This is a genomic window from Thiomicrolovo sp. ZZH C-3, assembly GCF_054862725.1.
In genome coordinates this window covers 1,009,463-1,027,684 of sequence record NZ_JBTKXX010000001.1, presented here as the reverse complement: position 1 = coordinate 1,027,684, position 18,222 = coordinate 1,009,463, and the positions used below count along the sequence as shown (strand labels likewise).

Sequence of the window (18,222 nt, the reverse complement as noted above, 5' to 3'; positions counted from 1 at the left end):
TCAGTGCCCTTCCTGGCTGAGATAGCCGTGGCGGTGCAGCAGGTCGCGGATCTGGTTCTGGTGCGCCTCGCCCTTCGTCTCCAGGTGGATCGTCACGTTCGCATCCCCGTAATCAAGGTCCGTCGAGGTGCGGTCGTAGGCGATATGCACAATGTTCGCGTTAAGCGACCTGAGCAGTTCCGTCAGCTGCATCAGTGAGCCCGGGCGGTCCACCAGGGTCACGGTCAGCTTCATCTTCCGGAAGGATTTGAGCAGACCCTTCTCGATGATGACGGAGAGCAGTGTAACGTCGACGTTACCGCCGGAGAGCACCACGGCCACTTTTTTGCCCACGAGGTGCGGCAGCTTTTTATGCAGTAGTGCCGCGACGCCGACGGCGCCGGCCCCTTCGACCGAGAGCTTCTGCTTCTCCAGCAGGAAGAGGATCGCATTGGCGATCTCTTCGTCGTCGACACCGATAAAACGGTCAACACTCTCCAGGATGTATTCCAGCGTCTTCGGTGACGTATCGCGCACGGCGATCCCGTCGGCGATGGTGCGGACCGAGGTCGTATCGATGGGCCGCTTCGCTTCGAAGGATTGGCGCATCGCCGGGGCACCGGCCGCACTGACGCCGATCACCTCGATGGTCGGATCAAGCTGCTTGACCGCTGCGGCGATCCCGCTGATGAGCCCGCCGCCGCCGACGGGGATGACCACCGCGTCGGGGTGCTCGTCGGCTGCCAGCAGTTCCAGGCCGATCGTCCCCTGTCCCGCGATGACCTCGTCATCTTCAAAAGGGTGGACGAACTCCAGTCCGTGCTCCGTGCCGTACGCGACGGCGTGGGCATAGGCTTCATCGTAATTGTTGCCGTGCAGGATAACTTCCGCCCCGTAATGGCGTACGCCGTCGACCTTCGTGAGCGGCGTCGATTCGGGCATGACGATCACGGCCCGGATCCCGAACTGTGCCGCGGAATAGGCAACCCCCTGGGCATGGTTTCCTGCACTCGCCGCGACCACGCCGCGCGCGCGCTCCGCGTCGCTGAGCGAAGCGATCTTGTTATAGGCCCCGCGGATCTTGAAGGCGCCCGTGATCTGGAGGTTCTCCTTCTTGAGGTAGACCTCGCAGCCGCTCATCTCGCTGAGGTGGGGCGCAAACGCGTAGGGGGTCTTCGTCACGACGCCGCCGATGCGTTCGGCGGCCTGTTCGATCTTGCTGAAAGGGAACAACAGTGTTACCCGAGCAGATGGCGGTGCTCGACCATCGTACAGTGGTTTTGAACGACTTTCATCCCCGCCGCTTCCGCTTTTTCGGCGGCTTCGTTGTTGACGATCCCTTTCTGGGCCCAGAAGAACTTCACGTCACCGCGCGCAATACAGGCGTCCGCCACGGCATCCAGGGCCGCGGGCTTGCGGAAGATATCGACCATATCGACCGGGAAAGGGATCTCCGCCAGGGAGCGGTAGACTTTTTCACCGAGGATCTCATCCTCTTTGGGGTAGACAGGAACGATTTTGAACCCCGCTTCTTTGAGGTATTTCGCTACGCGGTGGCTGTCCTTGCTCTCGTCCGGGGAGAGCCCCAGAACGGCGATCGTCTTGGTCGCTTCAAACATCGCCTTGATCTCTTCGCTGTTGGCATTGACCGTTGGGAATTCGCACTCCATTTCGTTCCTTTTTTTCGGGAATTATAACACTTTCTCCGGGCCCCTTCGGTAAAAGTCCCCTTCTGCGGCGCAGGGCGAATTTCAGCCCTGTTTTTCCGCCTCTGCGGCATCCGCTTTTTTCTTCTTGGCGAACCCCGCCCCTTTTTTGGTTTTGGCCTTGAGGCCCAGGGCCTCCACCGCGGGGGCATACGCCATCCCGTTTTGATGCATCTGTGCAAAACAGGCGGCGATAACGGCGATCGTGTTGGGCACTTCGCCCTTCTTCTTGTACGACTGCAGGTTCTTTTCGCTCACTTTGATCAGCTTGCTGAATTTGGGCAGCGTGATCTCCGCATCCAGCAGCAGCTTTTTGAACTCGATAAAAGTCATTCAGCCTCCTTATGCATGCGAATGATACTGTTTTCCTTCGCACCCTCTTCTTGACATTATAATATAATAAATGTACTATGGTAATAATTTATTACTATTTATAGTGATAAAAACAATCCAAAGGGAGAAAAAAATGGCAAAGGTCCTGAAGAAAAAAGCAGTAGCGAAAGTAGCGAAAAAAGCGGCCAAGAAGGCAGTGGCAAAGAATGTCCTGAAGAAAAAAGAGGTCAAAAAAGTCGCGAAAAAAGTGACAAAGATCGTCCTCAAAGCCAAACCATCAAAGGTCAAGGTCGCGAAAAAAGCGGCAAAAAAAGCGGTCAAAAAAGCGGCCTGACACCCCCGCTGCCGCAGCGCCGCGGCAGCATTACTCCAACAACTCTTCGCATTTTGACACGAGGTCGCTGACGCACTTTTGCACACGCTCCTGAGGATAGGTGATCGTAAAGCGGTAGAGCACTCCCCCCGCACGCTCCTCCCCGACATTACAGGTGACCATGACGATGTGCTCACTGTACGCGGCATCAAACTGCCATCCGATCGCATTGACGGCTTCAATGATGTGTCGCTTGTCCGCCAGACCGCTGACCAGTTGATTGTTGACCGATGCATCTTTCATCGCCACCACGGAAATGGCATATTGATACTGTTTTGCCGGCATGGGAACTCCTCCGATATCTTATGGCGTATCGTACCGTTTTTTCGTTGCGTTACCGGCTACGCCGTCAGCGTATTTTTTCCTGTCCGAGACGGTAGAGGGCAAAGTCGTACTTGACCGGGTCCTTTGCGTCGAACGTCCTGAGCCTCTCTGTCAACTCGACGACGGCCTGCAGGTCGTAGGTTTTTCGTTGCAGAAGCCCCAGGCGGCGGGAGACGTTGAAGGTATGGGTATCAAGGGGCATCAGCAGGTCAGCCGTGTCGACGCCCTGCCAGAGTCCGAAGTCAATGGCATCCTTGCGGACCATCCAGCGCAGGAACATCAGCCACCGCTTCATCGGCGCGCCCCCTTTTATCTTCGTGACGCTGCTGCCGACGAGAAAGCGGTAGCCGCGGCTCTCGTACCTGTTAAGCCCCTGCAGCGTCGCAATGACACCGTTCAGCCCGTCGATCACGGAGTGCTCCTTCCGGTAAGCCTCCGTAAAGATCCTTTCCATATCATCGGTCTGTTTCAGGCGCCGGAGGGTAATAAAAAACTCGGCGATATCCTGTGCATTCTGAAAGCGGTAGTAGTGGTCTGAAAAGACGCTGCGGATCGTCGCTTCCTCCGTATCGAGCAGCGAAAAATCGAGGCTGTCGAGAAACCGGACGATCAGATCGGCGCGCCCGTAGGCGAAAAGCGCGCATACGAGGGCACTGTAAGGCTCCCGGTAACGCTGCGCGACAAGGATGGGATCGGGCCGCTCGTAGGAGATCTCCAGCGCATGGTTGCGCTGCCGCATCTCGGCTTCCAGCAGCGCCTTCAGATCAGAATTTAAACGACTCGCCAAGGTAGTGCCGCCGGACATCCTCGTTGACCATGATCTCGGCGCTCGTGCCCGACGCCAGCAGCGTACCGCTCTTGATAACATAGGCGCGGTCGCAGACATCGAGGGTCTCGCGGACGTTATGGTCGGTGATCAGCACGCCGATGTCGTGTTTGACGAGCTGCTCGACGACCTTCTGAATATCCATAACAGCGAGGGGGTCGACCCCGGCAAAGGGTTCGTCCAGCAGCAAAAAGCGGGGACGGGCGACCAGGGCGCGGGCGATCTCGGCACGGCGGCGCTCCCCGCCTGAAAGGCTGATCCCCTTGCGGTAGCGGATCGGTTCGATATTGAAGATATCGAGCATCTCCTCGATGCGCTCAAGCTGCTCTTTCTTGTTCTTGATCACCGCCTGCGCCGCGACCATCAGGTTCTCCTCGACCGTAAGGTCTTTGAAGATGGAGGCCTCCTGCGGCAGGTAGCCGATACCCGAACGGGCACGGGCATGCATCGGGTAACCCGAGATGTTCTTCTCGTCGATAAAGACCTCGCCCCCCGTCGCTTCGACGAGGCCGCAGATCATGTAGAACGTCGTCGTTTTTCCGGCGCCGTTGGGACCGAGCAGTCCGACGACTTCACCGGTATTGACCTCCAGGGAGACCCCGCGGACGATTTCGGTCTGTTTGATCGTCTTGACCAACTCCTGGGCACTCAGTTTATGCATGGTACACCTTGTAACAGCGTGCGTCTGGCGCGCACTTTTCGATTTCGATGACGACGGAGGGGATCTCCGCCATCTTCAGCATCTCGATGAGGGTTTCGTCCCCCCATTCGATGAAATGGTAGCCCGGTTTTTCCAACTCTTCGAGCAGCCCCAGGGCAAGAAAGTGCTCGATGCCGTGGTTGTAGATGTCATAGTGGAACATCTGGTCGCCGTAGCACTGCTGCAGCGAAAACGTCGGCGAAGTAACCGGCTCATCAATGTTCAGATGGCGTGCCGCGGCCTGGGTCAATGTCGTTTTGCCGCTGGCGAGGTCGCCCTGCAAGATCACGACACCGCCCCGCGGCAGCGCGTCCATGATGGCGCCGACCACCCGGTCCAGATCTTCCTTGCCGCATTTGAGCTGTCTCACAGCTTCGCGGAGATCTCGATGATCTGCGCCAGCTTGGCCTTGGCCCGGCCGCCCAGCAGCGCCTCGTCGGCCATCTCAAGCCCCTCCTGGATATCCCGCGCTTTCCCGTCGACGATGAAGGCGTTGGCCGCGTTGATCCGCACGATGTCGCGCTGTGCTTCGGTCGCACGGTTTTCGAAGATGTTCCGCAGGATTGCGGCGTTTGCTTCCGCGTCACCCCCGACAATCGCTTCGAGCGGCTGCCGCGGGATGCCGTAGAGGGCGGGATCGATCTCGTATTCGGTGATCCCCTTCGCATCGACGCGGGCCGCGTAGGTGATGTCGGAGATGCTGATCTCGTCCATCCGCTCCTTTGAACTGACGACGATCGCCGATGCCACGTCGTTGATCTTCAGCGCCTCCGCGATCTTCGGCACGAAGCTTTTGTCGAAGACGCCGAGCATGATCTTCGCGACACCGGCGGGGTTCGTCAACGGGCCGAGGACGTTGAAAATCGTCTTTTCGGGGATGCTTTTGCGCACCGGCATGATGAATTTCATCGCCGGGTGGTGGTTCTGGGCGAACATAAAGGTGAAGCCTGTCTCCTCCAGCAGGCGCGCGCTCTGTTCGATGCCCAGGTCGAGCCTAACCCCCAGGGCTTCGAACATATCGGCACTGCCCGATTTGGAGGTGACGGAGCGGCTGCCGTGCTTGGCGACGTAGGAGCCCATCGAAGCACAGAGGATCGCCGTCGTCGACGAGATATTGAAACTGCCGATCTTGTCGCCGCCCGTGCCGACGATGTCGATCAGCTCCGGGCGCAGCGTCTCATCCACGGGCAGCGCGATGGCATTGGCGCGCATGACGGATGCCGCGGCGGCCAGGGCCTCGACCGGCATCGTATCATCAAGTTTCATCGAGAGGAGGAAGTCGCGCATCTGCGCATCGTCCATCTCATGCCGGAAAAGGCGTTCAAAAGCGGCTTGGGCTTCGCTGTAGGTCAATTCAGCTCCTTTACGTATTCGCTTTGCATCGATTTGGGTGTGGATTTGGTCGCGGGGATCTGCAGCACTTCGTAGCGCTTCTCCCCCTTGAGGTAGGCAATGGTGATGACATCCCCCACGGCAACGTTCTTGCTCGCCTTGACGTGCTGGCCGTTGATGCTGACGACCCCGTTGGCGAGCATATCCTGCGCCACGGTGCGGCGCTTGGTGATATTGACCGCATTCAGAAATTTATCTATTCTCATGCGGTAATTGTAGGGAATGATTACTAAATCCGCCGTTACGGCAGATACTTTCTCGCCTCTTTCAATACATCATGCAGGTGGCGGTCGAAATCGCTTTTGAGTGCGCGCAGTTTGCTGTTCTCCAGGTTCCGTGAAAATCCGACGTTGAGAGCCTCGCAGACCTGCACCATATGGGTCGCGCCGATATTGGCGCTGACGCCTTTGATATCGTGTGCCAGCTTCTTGGCCGCGTCATAGTTGCCCGTCTTCATAAAGATCTCCAGTGTCTGATCCGCACTGGCATAGAGCTTGACGTACTCTTCGAGGATCTCGCCGTAGAGCTCCGCATCGCCGCTGGCGCGCATCAGGCCGTCTTTGGCCGCGAGGACTTCCGTATTGGCGAACGTGGTCTCCTTCAGCGGCGACGTTGCCGTGCGCGCCGGGGTCTGGGCCGCCGGGGCCGCCGTTTTGACAAAGCGGCTGAACACCGTATAGAGCCGTCCGATCTGCACCGGTTTGGTCAGATGCGCGTTCATCCCGAGCGCGTACATCTTCGCGATCTCCTCGGGCAGCCCCAGGCCCGTCAGCGAGACGATCGGCATCTCATCGTACTGCGCGTCCGAACGGATATGGCGCGTGGCTTCGTAGCCGTCCATGACCGGCATGTTGATATCCATCAGGACGAGGTCGAAACGGTTTTTCGGGTCCTGTACCGCTTCGAGGGCTTCGACGCCGTCGCCGGCCATGGTGACCCGGATGCCGCTGCCGTTGAAGAGGCTCAGCAGGACCTTCTGGTTGATCAGGTTGTCTTCGACGATCAGCACCGATGCGCCCGCAAAAGCGCTGAAGCTCTGCTTCGTGATGTTCGGCGTCTCCGGGACATCCTCATAGTGCTGCTCGGTGATCGCCTTGGGCGAGGTGTGCCGCGGCGTGACGCCTTCGGTATCGACCTCTTTGATACTGTCTTCGAAGAGGTCGACGATCAGGTCGTAGATCCGCTGCAGGTTCAGCGGTTTCATGATCCGTGCATCAATCATGGATTTGAGCGCCGAGACGTCGTGGGGCTCGTTCATCATACTGCCCGCCAGGACGACCTTGTTGTCCGTTTCACTCTTGACCCGCTTGATCAGCGCCTGTACGTCCGGTGTAAAGGCATCTTCGGCAATGATGACGACTTCGCTCTCGAAGAGGATATCGCTTTTGTTGCGGATCGCCCCCAGCGAACGGACGCTGACCTCGTTTTTAAAGTACTCCAGCATCTTCTTGAGTGCATCCGCCGCCGTCGGCTGGACCTCGACGATCACGAACGTGTGCCCCGTAAAGGCCTTTGCCGGGAGACGGTAGTGGCGTTTTTCGTTGACATCCGGCACTTCGAGCGGGATCGTCAGGATGAAATCGCTCCCTTTGCTGATGACGCTTTTGATCTCGATGCTGCCGCCCATCATATCGATCAGCGCGCGGGAGATGTAGAGCCCCAGCCCCGTCTCTTTGAGGTCGTTGGCCGAAGAGAAGGGTTCGAAGATATCGTTGAAGCGTTTCGGGTCAATACCGATGCCCGTGTCGGAGATGATAAACTCCAGCATCACCTTCCCGCCCTTGTCCGGCAGACGCCGGATATGCAGCTTCACTTCCCCGGCTTCGGTGAACTTCATAGCATTGCTCATCAGGTTGGTGAGCACCTGGCCCAGGCGCAGCGAATCCCCGATGAACTTGGCCGGGACCCCCTTCTCGATATCGAAAATGAATTCGACGCCGTTGCCGCGCGCACGGTTACTGACCGTCCCCGCCATTTCGTCAAGGACGTTGTTGATGTTGAAGAGTTCGTGCCGCAGCTTGACCTTGTCGGACTTGAGGTTCAGGAAGTCGATCAGATCGTTGGTAATGTCCAGGAGCAGTTCATCGGAATGCTTGATCTTCTCCAGCTCCCGGCTCTGTTCCGGGTCGAGCTGGGTCTGCAGGATCTTTTCGCTGCTGGTGCTGATCTCTTTGGCCGGCTGGCGGATCTTCTCACCGACGTTGACCATGATATCCTCTTGGTGCTCCAGCATCTGTTCGAGCTCTTCATGCTCTTTTTTGAGGACGCGGCTGATTTTTGACAGCTTCTGCTTCTGATAGAGGGCGAAGAGAATCAGCAGCAGCAACAGCGCCCCGAGGATCACCAGCGCGAGCAGGATCTTCTCCGACGGGATCCCCTTTGAAGGGCGGTCGACATAGATGGTTTTGATCTCCGGTTCGGCCGGGATATAAACGGTCTTGACCTCCGGTTCCGCCGGAACGTAGACGGTTTTCACCTCCACCTTCGGTGCGGGTTCAGCCGCAAGCGGCTCGTCGCCGCGGTGGGTATAGACATAGGCATCCGGGAAATAACGCTGCACTTTTTCCAGCACCCTTGAGACGACTTCGCTGTCGCGGAGCGGCTCGACACTGGTGATGTAGTGGCGCCCCGAGCGCCGGCTGACAACCTTGAATTGCTCTTTGGCCTGTGCTTCGGCGATCGCGGGATCTTCGGCGAACTTCCGGTTCAGGGTATGGACGTAGATATCCATCTCCGCCTTGCTGTTGCCCGCGGCAACCACGATGTTCATATAGGGTTCCGCCGCCGACAGAGCAAACGACGCCATGGCGACGAGCGCCAGTATGATCAATTTATGATACTGCATCCGCCACCCCCTAGCGGATTTTGTATTTCGATTGTTCGATGAACTGATCAAGCGACGCAATCGACTGTTTGAGAATAAAAGCTACGGCATTGGTCAACGCCGCGATATCCTCCGCATTCCGCTCCCGGCACGCCGCTTCGAGCAGGTCGGCCAGGCAGGCAAGCTTGTAGACGCCGAGTTCGGCGAGGGGGTGCTTCATCTTGGCGCAGTACTCCGCCGCCTCGCCCAGCTGTCCCTGGTCGATCATGCCCATGAGCACGCGGTCTGCTTTGACATACTTCCAGATCGCCTCCTTGAGCTTCTCGACAAAGGCCGCGTAGTCGTTGCCGCTGTGGGCCAGGCCGTCCGCCGCCACGAAGAACTGGTGGGCCGATTTGCAAAAGACGCTGCGATCATTCTGCTCGCCGCTTATGACCGTCCCGTTGAGGAAGGCCTCGACCACCGACACCGTTTTCGTTTTGGCCGGTTCCGCCGCGGGCGCAGCCTCTTCCGGAGCCGGTTGCGCTGGAGCGCGCTCTTCCGGGGCTGCCGCTTCGGCAATAGGTTCGGCCGGTGCGGCTTCATCTGCCGGGGTTTCAAGCTCTCCCGGAGCCGTACTGAGCGCATCGGAATAGAGCGCCACCAGCATCTCGAAGACGAACTGCTGGGTAAAAGGCTTATAGATCAGCCAGTCGACATATTCCAGCGCGCGTTCTTCCACCTCCTGGTGGTTGATCATGCTCTCGATCATCACGATCTTCGGGCATGTCTCACCCAGCTTCTGGATATCCGCGTAGAGTTCGTCGCTCCAGTACTCGGAGGAGACCATCACGATATCGTAAGACTCCATGAAAGCCAGGTCCGCCGTTTTGCCGACGGTCACGTCGTGACGGAAATACTCCAGCATCGGTACCACGGCCTTCGCGCTGCCGATATCGTTGTCGACCACCAGGGTCTTGCGCCCGACGCCCTCTTTGTTCGGCAGACGGTAGTGGCGTTTTTCTTTAAGGTCTTCGGCGGAGAGGAGCAGATGGAAATTGACCCGCGTACCCTTTTTCGGCCGACTGCTCATGCGAATGCTGCCCTGCATCGCGTGGACGATGTCACGGGCACGCTGCAGCCCGCTGCCGCGGATCTCAAACGCTGCTGCGGGCATGTCGCTGGTCAGCATCGGCATCATGGTCTCTTCGATCACCGTCTCGTCCATTCCGACCCCGTAATCGATCACCTCGAAATGGAGTTCCAGCGCCTCGTCATTGCTTTCGTTCCGGCTGATCTGGACAACGACATCCTCGCGTTTGTCGGTGAAATCGATCGCATTCCCGATAATGTCGCTCAAAAGACGGGAGAGCTTGTAACGGTCGCCGATAACGGCGGAAGGGACATTCTTTTTCATCCGATAAACGATGGAGATACGCTTCTCCTGCGCATCAAGGGAGAGGATATTCGCGACATCGCGCAACGTATCATTGAGGTTGAACGGGGCGTCTTGCAATTCGACCGCCTCGACCGGAACAACTTCCGGCCTCGAGGGCTCTTTTTTCTTAAATAGCTTTCCAAACAGTGCCAATTGTCTGCTCCTTTAACTGGCGAAACCGCTCCTGAACTGCTGTTTTTTAACGACGATCTCTTTTTGCTTCTCTTTGCGGCGCGTATCTTTTTCGACAAAGATCCGCTCTCGTGTCTCCGGATCCATCTCGGTGTAATACATCACCGACGACCACGTCCCCGGCGTCGGCGTGAATACCTGCGCCTGTTCCGGGTTCATCTTGAGCTCTTCGGACGTGAAGCGCTTCAGCTCATGCATGTCCGCTTCCGTACAACCCGGATGCGCCGCTATGAGATAGTACGTCAAAAACTGCTTTTTCCCCTCATCTGCGTTAAGTTTATCATAAAGCTTTTTAAAATCGATCAGTGTCTGCTTGCCCGGCTTGCCCATCAGGTCCAGAACATGCTGCTGCGTATGCTCCGGCGCCACCTTCATCTGTCCGGAAATATGGTGACGGACAAGCTCTTTGAGGTAGTCATAACCGTGGCGTTTGTCCTCGTTGATCAGGTCGTAGCGGATCCCCGACGCGACAAAGGCCTTCTTGATCCCCGGCACTTCCCGCACCTGGCGCAGCAGGTTGATGTTGCGGGAGTGGTCCACCTTCATGGAGGAGCAGAGGTGGCGCGAGTCGACACAGCGCTGATGATCGCAGGTGCCGAGCTTGAGCTTCTTGTTACATTCGTAACCGTACATGTTCGCCGTCGGCCCCCCGACGTCGGAGATGATCCCCTTGAAGTCTTCGTACTCGGTAAAGGCCTTCGCTTCGCCGACGATAGAGGCTTCCGAACGGGTGCGGATGGTGCGCCCCTGGTGCACACCGATGGCGCAGAAGTTGCATTCGCCCCAGCACCCCTGGTGGGTCATGATGGAGAACTTGATGGTCTCCAGGCACTTCACCTCCCCCTCTTTTTTGTGATAGGGGTGAAGCTCCCGCGTAAAGGGCATGGCGGAGAGGCCGTCCATCTCCGGTTCGCTGAGATAGTCGCACGGCGGGTTCTGGATCAAATAGCGGCCGTCGACCTCCTCGCAGAGCCCCTTGGCGGAGATGGGGTCGTTGTTGTCGTAAAAGTATTGGAACATATCAATGTAGCGCTCCTTCTCCTTCAGACACTCGGCATGGGAAGGGAGCTGGATGTATCCGGGTTCCGGCGTTTTGGAGATGTAGCAGACCCCGCGCACCGTCGACGGGTCCTCGTCCTTTTCCAGCGCATGCGTCAGGTCAAGCAGCGCGATCTCCCCCATCCCGTAGATCAGATAATCCGCCTTGGCGTCAAAGAGGATCGGTTTGCGCAGCTTGTTGCTCCAGTAGTCGTAGTGGGTGATACGGCGCAGGCTCGCTTCGATCCCGCCGAGCACGATCGGGACCGTGTTTTTGAAATGGCGGCGGATCAGGTTCGTATAGACCAGGGTTGCACGGTCCGGGCGTTTGTTGTTCTTGCCGCCGGGGGTGTAGTCATCGCTGTTGCGGAACTTCTTTGTCGCTGTGTAGTTGGAGACCATCGAGTCGACGCTCCCGCCGCTCACCCCCCAGAAGAGCCGGGGCTCACCGAGCCGGGTGATGTCCCCGGCGCTCTCAATGTCGGGCTGGCCGATAATACCGACCCGGTACCCCTCACGCTCGAGAATGCGCCCCACCATCGCCACGCCGATAAAGGGCGAATCGATATAGGCGTCGCCGCTGACGAGGATGACGTCAAGCTGTTCCCAGCCGCGGCGCTGCATCGCCTCGGGGGTCGTTACAAGAAAATCGTCGGCGGTAAAACCGTTGTCTTTGACGGGTTTGCGGCGGCTCAGGGCATCTCCTTCACGAAAGCAGCGCTGCGTGCGCTCCTTCTAAGCATATAAGGTTAGAATAATATCACAAGAAGTGCACACAGGGGGGAAAATGGAACTGAACGACGAGATCATCGAACATATGACGGCGCCGAAAAACTACGGCAAACTGGATGACCCGGGCGGGGTCGGGATCGGCTACGACGAGCGCAGCGGCGAGTATGTCATCCTGTACCTCGGCAAAGAGACCGGGGCGGTCAACGAGATCGCCTTTGCGACCAACGGCTGCCAGGATACGGTCGTCCTCGGCTCCGTCTTCACCGAGATGGTCAAAGGGGCGGGCATCGCCGAAGCCACGGCGCTGATGCACAAGATGGAAGAGAAGGTCGCCGATGCCCCCGAAAAACAGCGGGCCTGTTCGGAACTCGTTCTCACGGCATTCAGGGCCGCCCTGCTGAACCTGGCCCACCGCGCAAAGGGCGGGGAGGAGGAGCTGCACCGGATCGCCATCGCCAGCAGCTGCGCGACGGAGGAGACGGCATGACAGCGGACGTTTTTGCGCGCAAACACGCCCTCTGGCTGCACATACTATTTACCTCTTTTATGGTCGAAGACGAAGCGGTAAAATCCGAGCTCTACGACCATGCCCAGATCGCCTTCAGGCATATGCGCTGGATCGCGCGCTCCCTGGCGGAAAGCAATACACCCTATACCTACGACCGCGACATCGACCTCGGCCGGCCCGCCGACACGTTTGAAGCCTTGAAAGCCCTGACGGCCGCCGTCAAGGCGACCATGGCCCTCTACCCGGGTTCCCCGATTACAACACGGATGACCACCGACGACGAATACCTTATCGCAAGACTGAAGGCGCTGCAGGAGCATCCCGGTTCCAACGCCCCCGTGACCGCCTTCGACCGCCACCGCACCCTGCCGGGCAAATCCCTTGACAAAGCGCAGACCGATGCCCTGACCCTCTTTTTGTTCGAGGAGTCCTACAAAGAGTATGAGCTGATCCTCATCTACGCCTATGTGCAGAACGAAAGCAGCAACCTGCTCGAGCGCGACATCTACCAGGACCTCATCGACGAATCCCAGTTCCACCTGAAATCGTTCGGGAACATGATGGCGAAGATGGGGCTCCTCGCCCTGCCCCGTCCCCTGGATGAACGGACCTACAGGATCGACGATCTCGATGCCTTTATCCGTAACGGTATCGCCGAGGAGGAGAATGCCAAAGAGCAGTGCCGCTCCCTCGCCGAAGCGGTCCGGGACGAGGAGCTCTCCGCCTTTTTTGATTTCATCAACTTCCAGGAGAGCTACCACATTGAATTGATGAAGAAACTGCTCGATCAGGTATCGCCGAAATAGATCTCCAGCCAGAACTGGCAGACGTAGTTCGGCCGCCAGTTGTACTGCATGTCGTAATCGATTCGGGGGATAATCTCGTAAAAGAGCCACCGGCGCGCGAACGCCTGTTTCCAACCGATACCGACGCTGTACCGGTAGATACCGGGGGTCATCTCGACGACGGTCTCATTCGTATCGGTGCTTTGGGAGTTGTCAACCACCGTGCGTCCCGACGCCGATGCAAAAGTACGGAATCCCGCCCTGAAGCCGAGAGTGTTGAAATAGGAGAGCGCCACCTTGTATGCCATTCCCGCATTGTCCGTCTCGGTTGAGCGCTGCAGCTGCAGACGGACGAGTTCCTCTTTCGAGATCCGGCGGTCGATGTAAAGGTCGGTCTCCTCGTAAAACTGCCTGTCGACGGAGTAGTCCACATACTGCACCGGCCGGATCAGCCAGTCGTAAAAGTTGGACCGGTACTCAACACGCCCCTGCGTAAAGGGGTTTGTCAATCCCCGGAAACCGGCGGAAACACTCGCTTTGACGTCCAGAAGGAAATCCGGCAGGAAATAGCGCGCCCCCACCCCGGTCGTTTCGTCCACTTCGCCGTTCTCCGAAATAACATCCTTGTCTTTGTCCGCCAGCGGGTCGCCGACAAAGATCTGGAGCTGCTCCTGGGTATGAGGCAGTTTCATCGCAAAGCGGATATTGTTGAGGAACTTCCACCCCTCCTCCTCGTTATACTCCGCACCCCCGCGCAGGATCAGGTAACTCCTTTCGCCGCTGTAGAGAAAAGTGTCGTCATGGAACAACCGGTTAAAGTAGTCGGAGAGCCCTTCACTGGCATTACCGTCCCTGGGGACGCGGCGGCGCTTCTTTTTCGTTTCGCGCCCGCTCCAGCTGGCCAGCTGCTGATCCGTATTCGCCGAGAGCAGATGCACCTTCTGCGTGATATCCGCATGAAACGCATCCATATACTCCAGGCTGCTCTCAAACCACCCCTGCTCTTCCTGCAGGTACATCTTCCAGTCGGTGATGCTGAGCGTACGGCGGAGATTGATCTCGTTGACCAGGGCGCTGCAGTTGCATTCGGGAACGGGGACGTCAAAAACGGAGGGGAATGATTCGGGTTCTTCCTGTGCAGACAGGATAGCCGGCAGGACAAAAATAACAAAAAGGTAAACGAGCCCCGGCATTTTCATGCCTAGAGTATAACATTACAGGGCTATTTTCACGAACGGCGACCGACTAGACCGCCTGGAACACCAGCAGCATCTTGTCGTTCGTGTCGTAAAGCGAGATATTCTTGTAGTGGGTCAGTTTGAGGTTCGGGACGTTGCGGAACCGTTTGAGCGGGTGGAACCACTGCACGATCTCCGACTGCTCTTTGACATAGCACTCCGGCGACGTCTTCGAAAAAAGGGTGAACTGCGTGTGCAGCTCTTCGGATTCAAAATAGGCATCGACGGTCAGGAAATGCGTATCATCCTCGTTCGTCATCGTCCCTTCCGCAACATCCGTAAAGCCGTGGAGGGTATTGATGTCGGCAATGAAGACCCCGCCGGGGTTGAGCCGCTGTGCCACACACTGCAAAAAGACAAAGAGTCCGTCTTTATCGAGGAAGTTGAGCACATCGAAAACGGCCACGGCCGCATCGTAGCTCCCCCCGACTTCGCAGATCCCTTTGCGCGAGACATCAAGCCCTTTGGCCGCGGCGGCCTCCACCATCACCGCGCTCTGGTCGATGCCCGTGCAGACCATGCCTGCCTCCTGCGCCTTCTCCATCAGGAAACCGCGGCCGCAGCCGATATCGAGCAGCGTTTTGGCCGGGTAGTTTTGCAGGGTATTCAGGTAGAGGTCATGCAGCCGTTCGGTCGACTCCTCGATGCCGAGCAGGTGTTCGGCCTTCGCGTAGAGGTCAAGACTCACTGACGACCTTGTTGATCTTCTCGTAGATGTCGAGAATCTCCGCTTTTTTCTCAAAGTAGCTGTTCTTGTTGGCGATCAGGTGCGTCGTCGACTCCATGATCTCCTCGACGACCTCCAGGCCGTTCTGTTTCATCGTTGTTCCCGTTTCGACGATATCGACGATCATATCCGCCAGCCCGACCAGCGGGGCCAGTTCGATGGAGCCGTAGAGCTTGATAACGTCGGCGGCGACGGCGCGCTCGGCAAAGTAGCGCTTGGTGATGTTGACCATCTTGGTCGCGACCTTGATCTCCGGCTTGGTCAGGTCGAGCTTCTCGCCCTTCTTCATCCCGATGGCGACACGGCAGTAACCGCGGCCGAGGTCCAGCAGGCGGATCACGTCGAGCCCCTGTTCTTCGAGGGTGTCAAGCCCCACGACGCCGATGTCGGCCGCCTGGTGGTAGACATAGGTCGCCACGTCCTGGTTACGTACCAGCAGAAAACGGAAGTTCGGCGTATCGAGAATCAGCTTGCGGTCGTCGAAAGCGAACGTCTCTCCGAAAATCGTCTCGAAAATTTCGAGGGTCTCTTTGGCGATTCTGCCCTTCGGCAGTGCGACGGTCAACATAGTCCAGCCTTTTGAATGATCTTTTTCATACCCGAGAACAGCAGCAGCGGCGCAACGATCGGCCTGCTGAACAGCGGCATGAGCAGCGATGCGTCCCCGCCGGTGAGGTAGACCGGCAGGCCGTAACCGGACACCTCTTTGGCCAAAAGGCCCAGGGCACCGTAACTGATCGCATCCCGCGTATTTTTCGGCATTTTATCCAATTGCATATCAAAATTGAATGAGTTGTCCAGGCGCGGGGAGATACGGCGGTAGGTCTCCAAGAGCGCCGAAACCCCCGGGTAGATGAATCCGCCCTCGAAACGTCCCCCGCGCACAACATCGACCGTGACAGCGCTGCCGGCATCGACGATGACGCCCTCTTCGACCGCCTCGCAGGCCGCGACCCGGTCGATACCCATCGTCGCGTAGTAGTCATGCCAGTCGATCGCAGGGCGAAGATCGGTCCAGTTTTCCAGAGCATCCAGGCGGGGCTGGAGCGCGGCATTAACGTTGATGTAGTAGACAGGGACCGTCACATCGGCCGGATCGAATGCAGCGGCATCTTCCCTGTAATCGCGCCCATCCGCATCGTCGTAGAAATGGAAAGAAGTATTGCCGATGTCGCACAGCAGCATCAGATGAGCTTCCAGCCTTGCTGTTTAAAGGCGGCTTTGGCCTTGGAGCAGAGCGGTGCATCGATCATCAGGACACGGTGTTTGAACGCGTGGTCTACGTAGAGTTCCAGCTTGCGCAGAATGATGTCGAGTTTTTCCACGTCTTTCATCACGACCCGGCTCTTCTGGGCGACGACGAAGATCGCCGTGTAGTAGCCCTGCCGGTCCGTGGCGCTGAAGAGACGGATACGGTTGCGGATCCCCAATGCCTTCGGCGGAACCTCATCAAGGTTTTTGTAGATGAGTCCTTTGGCGTTGAGGCGGTCGATAATGGGTTTGAGCATGGTGCGTGTCTCTTCAAAATGGAGCAATTTCATGGCGCCATTATAGCGCATGCAGTGTAGTAAAACCGTATCAGCTATCGGCCTGCCACGCCGGAAGCTGTTCGAAAACCACCCGGTTCCGTCCCTGTGTCTTGGCCCGGTAGAGCATCCGGTCTGCCGCAGCGAGCAGGGTCTCGACCCGCTCGCCCGGTGTCGGTTGCAATGCAACGCCCCCGATGCTCGCCGTGACACTTCTACTGCCGTTGTCAAACACCAGCTCCAGCGCTTCGATCTCGCTGCGGATCGTCTCGGCGATCTCCTGGTGGGCATCGGTATTGTCCCCGCCCAGGACAATGGCAAACTCATCCCCGCCCAGGCGCACCGCCAGGTCATCCGGTCGGCGGGTGTGCTCCTGGAGCACCGCGGCGACCTGCACGAGGCAGTCGTCACCGGCGGGGTGCCCCAGCGCATCGTTGAAGGATTTAAAGTTGTCCAGATCCAGTTCCAGCAGCGTCACTGACTGCCCGATGCGTGCGTCCCGCCGGATCGCTTCCTGGACAAATTCACCGAAACGCCGCCGGTTCGCCAGCCCGGTCAAGGGGTCATGCTGCGAGAGAAACGCGGCATGTTCCTCGGCCAGGTAGCGCTGCGTAATGTCATAATGCGCGATCACGAACATTGACTTATCGCTTCCGTACAGCGGGGAGACATCCATCATAAACCAACGCTTCTTCTCCGGGCTGTGACAGGGGTACTCGTACCGGAAATCCTCCCGGCGGCCCATGATTACATCCATGATACCCGCAGAGGCTTCGATGGCCTGGGTATCGCCGGAAAGGATCGACGACTCCAGTACGGAGAGATAACTGTATCCCACCGTCGCAAAGGTTGCCGCCAGACCGTTTTCCTCTCCGAACCGCTTCCAGGCAGCATTGACCTCGAGGATCGTCCCCCGGCTGTCAATCACCGCGATCTGTTCGTTGAGGGAGTGGAACACCTGTGTAGACAGCTGCGACGTGTCAATCACCATTGACTCCTGGCGCGGGAACATACTGCTGCAGCTGACGGTCGTGGACCCGGCGCAGCAACAGGAGCGCGGCAAGGGCGCCGGACAGGGCGTAGCCCATGTCCGACTGTGTATCCCAGACATATCCCTGCGTCCCCAAAAAAGCATCGGCCGCCTCTTCACTGAGCAGTGCAACCCACCACTCGATCAGCTCGTAAAAGGCACTCAATCCCAGGCAGAAACTGACAAGGAAGAAGAAGCGCCACCCCTCTCCCCGGATGACATCCAGACGGATCGTCACTTCCCGCGCGATCAGCGCCGGCACGAACCCCTGGGCGAAATGGCCGACCTTGTCATAGTTGTTGCGGCTGCTTTCAAGCAGTCCGTCGAAAAAAGGGACTTCGGCATAGGTGTAGTGGCCGCCGATCATCAAAATGATGCTGTGTACGAGGATCAGCCAGTAGAGCAGCGGCGTCAGCGGAAAACGGCGGTAGGTTGCGGCCAGCACAAGGAAACCGATGAGCGCGGGGGTGACCTCGAGCACCCAGGTCAGGCGGTCTTTCGGTGCAATTGCGGACCAGAGCAGGACAGCGGCGAACACCGCGACCCATACCGCCCCCGCACGGCGTCCCATA

At 58.1% G+C, this 18,222-nt stretch carries 22 protein-coding genes; 3 read left to right on the top strand and 19 right to left on the bottom strand.

What is annotated here, in order from left to right; translation table 11 throughout:
- The 3 genes from ilvA to ACXWTF_RS05285 form a co-directional block, all read right to left on the bottom strand.
- Positions 1-1,212 (bottom strand): threonine ammonia-lyase, encoded by a 1,212-nt coding sequence (gene ilvA, locus ACXWTF_RS05295; protein WP_461713962.1) that lies wholly within the window; start codon positions 1,210-1,212, stop codon positions 1-3.
- Positions 1,213-1,217: 5 nt separating this feature from the next.
- Positions 1,218-1,649, bottom strand: coding sequence for a CoA-binding protein (locus ACXWTF_RS05290; protein ID WP_461713961.1), 432 nt, complete (start codon positions 1,647-1,649; stop codon positions 1,218-1,220).
- A gap of 81 nt (positions 1,650-1,730) precedes the next feature.
- Positions 1,731-2,018: a hypothetical protein gene (locus tag ACXWTF_RS05285; RefSeq protein ID WP_461713960.1), complete on the bottom strand. Its 288-nt coding sequence runs from the start codon at positions 2,016-2,018 to the stop codon at positions 1,731-1,733.
- Between the two features lie 133 nt (positions 2,019-2,151).
- Here ACXWTF_RS05285 and ACXWTF_RS05280 point away from each other — a divergent pair, with 133 nt between their 5' ends.
- Positions 2,152-2,352 carry a hypothetical protein gene (locus ACXWTF_RS05280; protein WP_461713959.1) on the top strand — a complete coding sequence of 67 codons (201 nt, stop codon included), beginning with the start codon at positions 2,152-2,154 and terminating at the stop codon, positions 2,350-2,352.
- A 30-nt stretch (positions 2,353-2,382) separates the two neighbouring features.
- On the opposite strand, the gene ACXWTF_RS05275 is transcribed toward ACXWTF_RS05280, so the two are convergent.
- The 9 genes from ACXWTF_RS05275 to ACXWTF_RS05235 all read right to left on the bottom strand — a co-directional run bounded on the left by ACXWTF_RS05275 (position 2,383) and on the right by ACXWTF_RS05235 (position 11,800).
- The gene (locus tag ACXWTF_RS05275; RefSeq protein WP_461713958.1) at positions 2,383-2,676 is read right to left on the bottom strand and encodes a hypothetical protein; all 294 of its coding nucleotides are present in this window, start codon (positions 2,674-2,676) and stop codon (positions 2,383-2,385) included.
- A gap of 64 nt (positions 2,677-2,740) precedes the next feature.
- A complete protein-coding gene (locus ACXWTF_RS05270) occupies positions 2,741-3,502 on the bottom strand; it encodes a TIGR02757 family protein (protein ID WP_461713957.1) in 762 nt (253 codons plus the stop codon).
- The gene (lptB, locus tag ACXWTF_RS05265; RefSeq protein ID WP_461713956.1) at positions 3,480-4,202 is read right to left on the bottom strand and encodes an LPS export ABC transporter ATP-binding protein; all 723 of its coding nucleotides are present in this window, start codon (positions 4,200-4,202) and stop codon (positions 3,480-3,482) included. The genes ACXWTF_RS05270 and lptB overlap by 23 nt, the downstream gene beginning before the upstream one ends.
- Positions 4,195-4,611, bottom strand: coding sequence for a tRNA (adenosine(37)-N6)-threonylcarbamoyltransferase complex ATPase subunit type 1 TsaE (gene tsaE / locus ACXWTF_RS05260; RefSeq protein WP_461713955.1), 417 nt, complete (start codon positions 4,609-4,611; stop codon positions 4,195-4,197). The genes lptB and tsaE overlap by 8 nt, the downstream gene beginning before the upstream one ends.
- Positions 4,608-5,594 (bottom strand): anthranilate phosphoribosyltransferase, encoded by a 987-nt coding sequence (trpD, locus tag ACXWTF_RS05255; RefSeq protein ID WP_461713954.1) that lies wholly within the window; start codon positions 5,592-5,594, stop codon positions 4,608-4,610. The genes tsaE and trpD overlap by 4 nt, the downstream gene beginning before the upstream one ends.
- Positions 5,591-5,839, bottom strand: coding sequence for an RNA-binding S4 domain-containing protein (locus tag ACXWTF_RS05250; RefSeq protein WP_461713953.1), 249 nt, complete (start codon positions 5,837-5,839; stop codon positions 5,591-5,593). The genes trpD and ACXWTF_RS05250 overlap by 4 nt, the downstream gene beginning before the upstream one ends.
- Positions 5,840-5,874: 35 nt before the next feature.
- Positions 5,875-8,478, bottom strand: a complete 2,604-nt coding sequence (locus ACXWTF_RS05245; RefSeq protein ID WP_461713952.1) for an ATP-binding protein — start codon at positions 8,476-8,478, stop codon at positions 5,875-5,877.
- A 10-nt stretch (positions 8,479-8,488) separates the two neighbouring features.
- The gene (locus ACXWTF_RS05240; RefSeq protein ID WP_461713951.1) at positions 8,489-10,027 is read right to left on the bottom strand and encodes a sensor histidine kinase; all 1,539 of its coding nucleotides are present in this window, start codon (positions 10,025-10,027) and stop codon (positions 8,489-8,491) included.
- Positions 10,028-10,039: 12 nt separating this feature from the next.
- On the bottom strand, positions 10,040-11,800 hold the full coding sequence (locus ACXWTF_RS05235; RefSeq protein ID WP_461714572.1) for a YgiQ family radical SAM protein: 1,761 nt from the start codon (positions 11,798-11,800) through the stop codon (positions 10,040-10,042).
- Positions 11,801-11,891: 91 nt separating this feature from the next.
- On the opposite strand from ACXWTF_RS05235, the gene ACXWTF_RS05230 reads away from it, so the two are divergent.
- Entirely contained in the window at positions 11,892-12,323 is a 432-nt protein-coding gene (locus tag ACXWTF_RS05230) for an iron-sulfur cluster assembly scaffold protein (RefSeq protein WP_461713950.1), read from the top strand.
- Positions 12,320-13,150, top strand: a complete 831-nt coding sequence (locus ACXWTF_RS05225) for an iron-binding protein (RefSeq protein ID WP_461713949.1) — start codon at positions 12,320-12,322, stop codon at positions 13,148-13,150. The genes ACXWTF_RS05230 and ACXWTF_RS05225 overlap by 4 nt, the downstream gene beginning before the upstream one ends.
- Here the strand turns inward: ACXWTF_RS05225 and ACXWTF_RS05220 are convergent.
- The 7 genes from ACXWTF_RS05220 to ACXWTF_RS05190 are packed head-to-tail and all read right to left on the bottom strand — an operon-like array spanning position 13,132 to position 18,221.
- Positions 13,132-14,328, bottom strand: a complete 1,197-nt coding sequence (locus tag ACXWTF_RS05220; RefSeq protein ID WP_461713948.1) for a hypothetical protein — start codon at positions 14,326-14,328, stop codon at positions 13,132-13,134. The two genes, ACXWTF_RS05225 and ACXWTF_RS05220, sit on opposite strands and share 19 nt — an antisense overlap.
- Positions 14,329-14,374: 46 nt before the next feature.
- The gene (locus ACXWTF_RS05215) at positions 14,375-15,055 is read right to left on the bottom strand and encodes a class I SAM-dependent DNA methyltransferase (RefSeq protein WP_461713947.1); all 681 of its coding nucleotides are present in this window, start codon (positions 15,053-15,055) and stop codon (positions 14,375-14,377) included.
- A complete protein-coding gene (gene hisG / locus ACXWTF_RS05210; RefSeq protein ID WP_461713946.1) occupies positions 15,045-15,662 on the bottom strand; it encodes an ATP phosphoribosyltransferase in 618 nt (205 codons plus the stop codon). Before hisG ends, ACXWTF_RS05215 begins: the two co-directional genes overlap by 11 nt.
- Positions 15,656-16,279, bottom strand: coding sequence for a type III pantothenate kinase (locus ACXWTF_RS05205; protein ID WP_461713945.1), 624 nt, complete (start codon positions 16,277-16,279; stop codon positions 15,656-15,658). The genes hisG and ACXWTF_RS05205 overlap by 7 nt, the downstream gene beginning before the upstream one ends.
- Positions 16,279-16,635, bottom strand: coding sequence for a hypothetical protein (locus tag ACXWTF_RS05200; protein ID WP_461713944.1), 357 nt, complete (start codon positions 16,633-16,635; stop codon positions 16,279-16,281). The genes ACXWTF_RS05205 and ACXWTF_RS05200 overlap by 1 nt, the downstream gene beginning before the upstream one ends.
- Before the next feature lie 37 nt (positions 16,636-16,672).
- Complete coding sequence (locus ACXWTF_RS05195) at positions 16,673-17,608, bottom strand: sensor domain-containing diguanylate cyclase (protein ID WP_461713943.1); 936 nt, start codon at positions 17,606-17,608, stop codon at positions 16,673-16,675.
- Positions 17,601-18,221, bottom strand: a complete 621-nt coding sequence (locus ACXWTF_RS05190; RefSeq protein WP_461713942.1) for a DUF2238 domain-containing protein — start codon at positions 18,219-18,221, stop codon at positions 17,601-17,603. The genes ACXWTF_RS05195 and ACXWTF_RS05190 overlap by 8 nt, the downstream gene beginning before the upstream one ends.
- Between the last annotated feature and the right edge of the window lies 1 nt (position 18,222).

Bases quoted from the DNA above. Each gene is read 5' to 3' on its own strand.
- ACXWTF_RS05290 (WP_461713961.1), bottom strand. From the start codon at position 1,649: ATGGAGTGCGAATTCCCAACGGTCAATGCCAACAGCGAAGAGATCAAG.
- ACXWTF_RS05285 (WP_461713960.1), bottom strand. From the start codon at position 2,018: ATGACTTTTATCGAGTTCAAAAAGCTGCTGCTGGATGCGGAGATCACG.
- ACXWTF_RS05280 (WP_461713959.1), top strand. From the start codon at position 2,152: ATGGCAAAGGTCCTGAAGAAAAAAGCAGTAGCGAAAGTAGCGAAAAAA.
- ACXWTF_RS05275 (WP_461713958.1), bottom strand. From the start codon at position 2,676: ATGCCGGCAAAACAGTATCAATATGCCATTTCCGTGGTGGCGATGAAA.
- lptB (WP_461713956.1), bottom strand. From the start codon at position 4,202: ATGCATAAACTGAGTGCCCAGGAGTTGGTCAAGACGATCAAACAGACC.
- ACXWTF_RS05250 (WP_461713953.1), bottom strand. From the start codon at position 5,839: ATGAGAATAGATAAATTTCTGAATGCGGTCAATATCACCAAGCGCCGC.
- ACXWTF_RS05245 (WP_461713952.1), bottom strand. From the start codon at position 8,478: ATGCAGTATCATAAATTGATCATACTGGCGCTCGTCGCCATGGCGTCG.
- ACXWTF_RS05230 (WP_461713950.1), top strand. From the start codon at position 11,892: ATGGAACTGAACGACGAGATCATCGAACATATGACGGCGCCGAAAAAC.
- ACXWTF_RS05225 (WP_461713949.1), top strand. From the start codon at position 12,320: ATGACAGCGGACGTTTTTGCGCGCAAACACGCCCTCTGGCTGCACATA.
- ACXWTF_RS05220 (WP_461713948.1), bottom strand. From the start codon at position 14,328: ATGAAAATGCCGGGGCTCGTTTACCTTTTTGTTATTTTTGTCCTGCCG.
- hisG (WP_461713946.1), bottom strand. From the start codon at position 15,662: ATGTTGACCGTCGCACTGCCGAAGGGCAGAATCGCCAAAGAGACCCTC.
- ACXWTF_RS05205 (WP_461713945.1), bottom strand. From the start codon at position 16,279: ATGCTGCTGTGCGACATCGGCAATACTTCTTTCCATTTCTACGACGAT.
- ACXWTF_RS05200 (WP_461713944.1), bottom strand. From the start codon at position 16,635: ATGAAATTGCTCCATTTTGAAGAGACACGCACCATGCTCAAACCCATT.
- ACXWTF_RS05190 (WP_461713942.1), bottom strand. From the start codon at position 18,221: ATGGGACGCCGTGCGGGGGCGGTATGGGTCGCGGTGTTCGCCGCTGTC.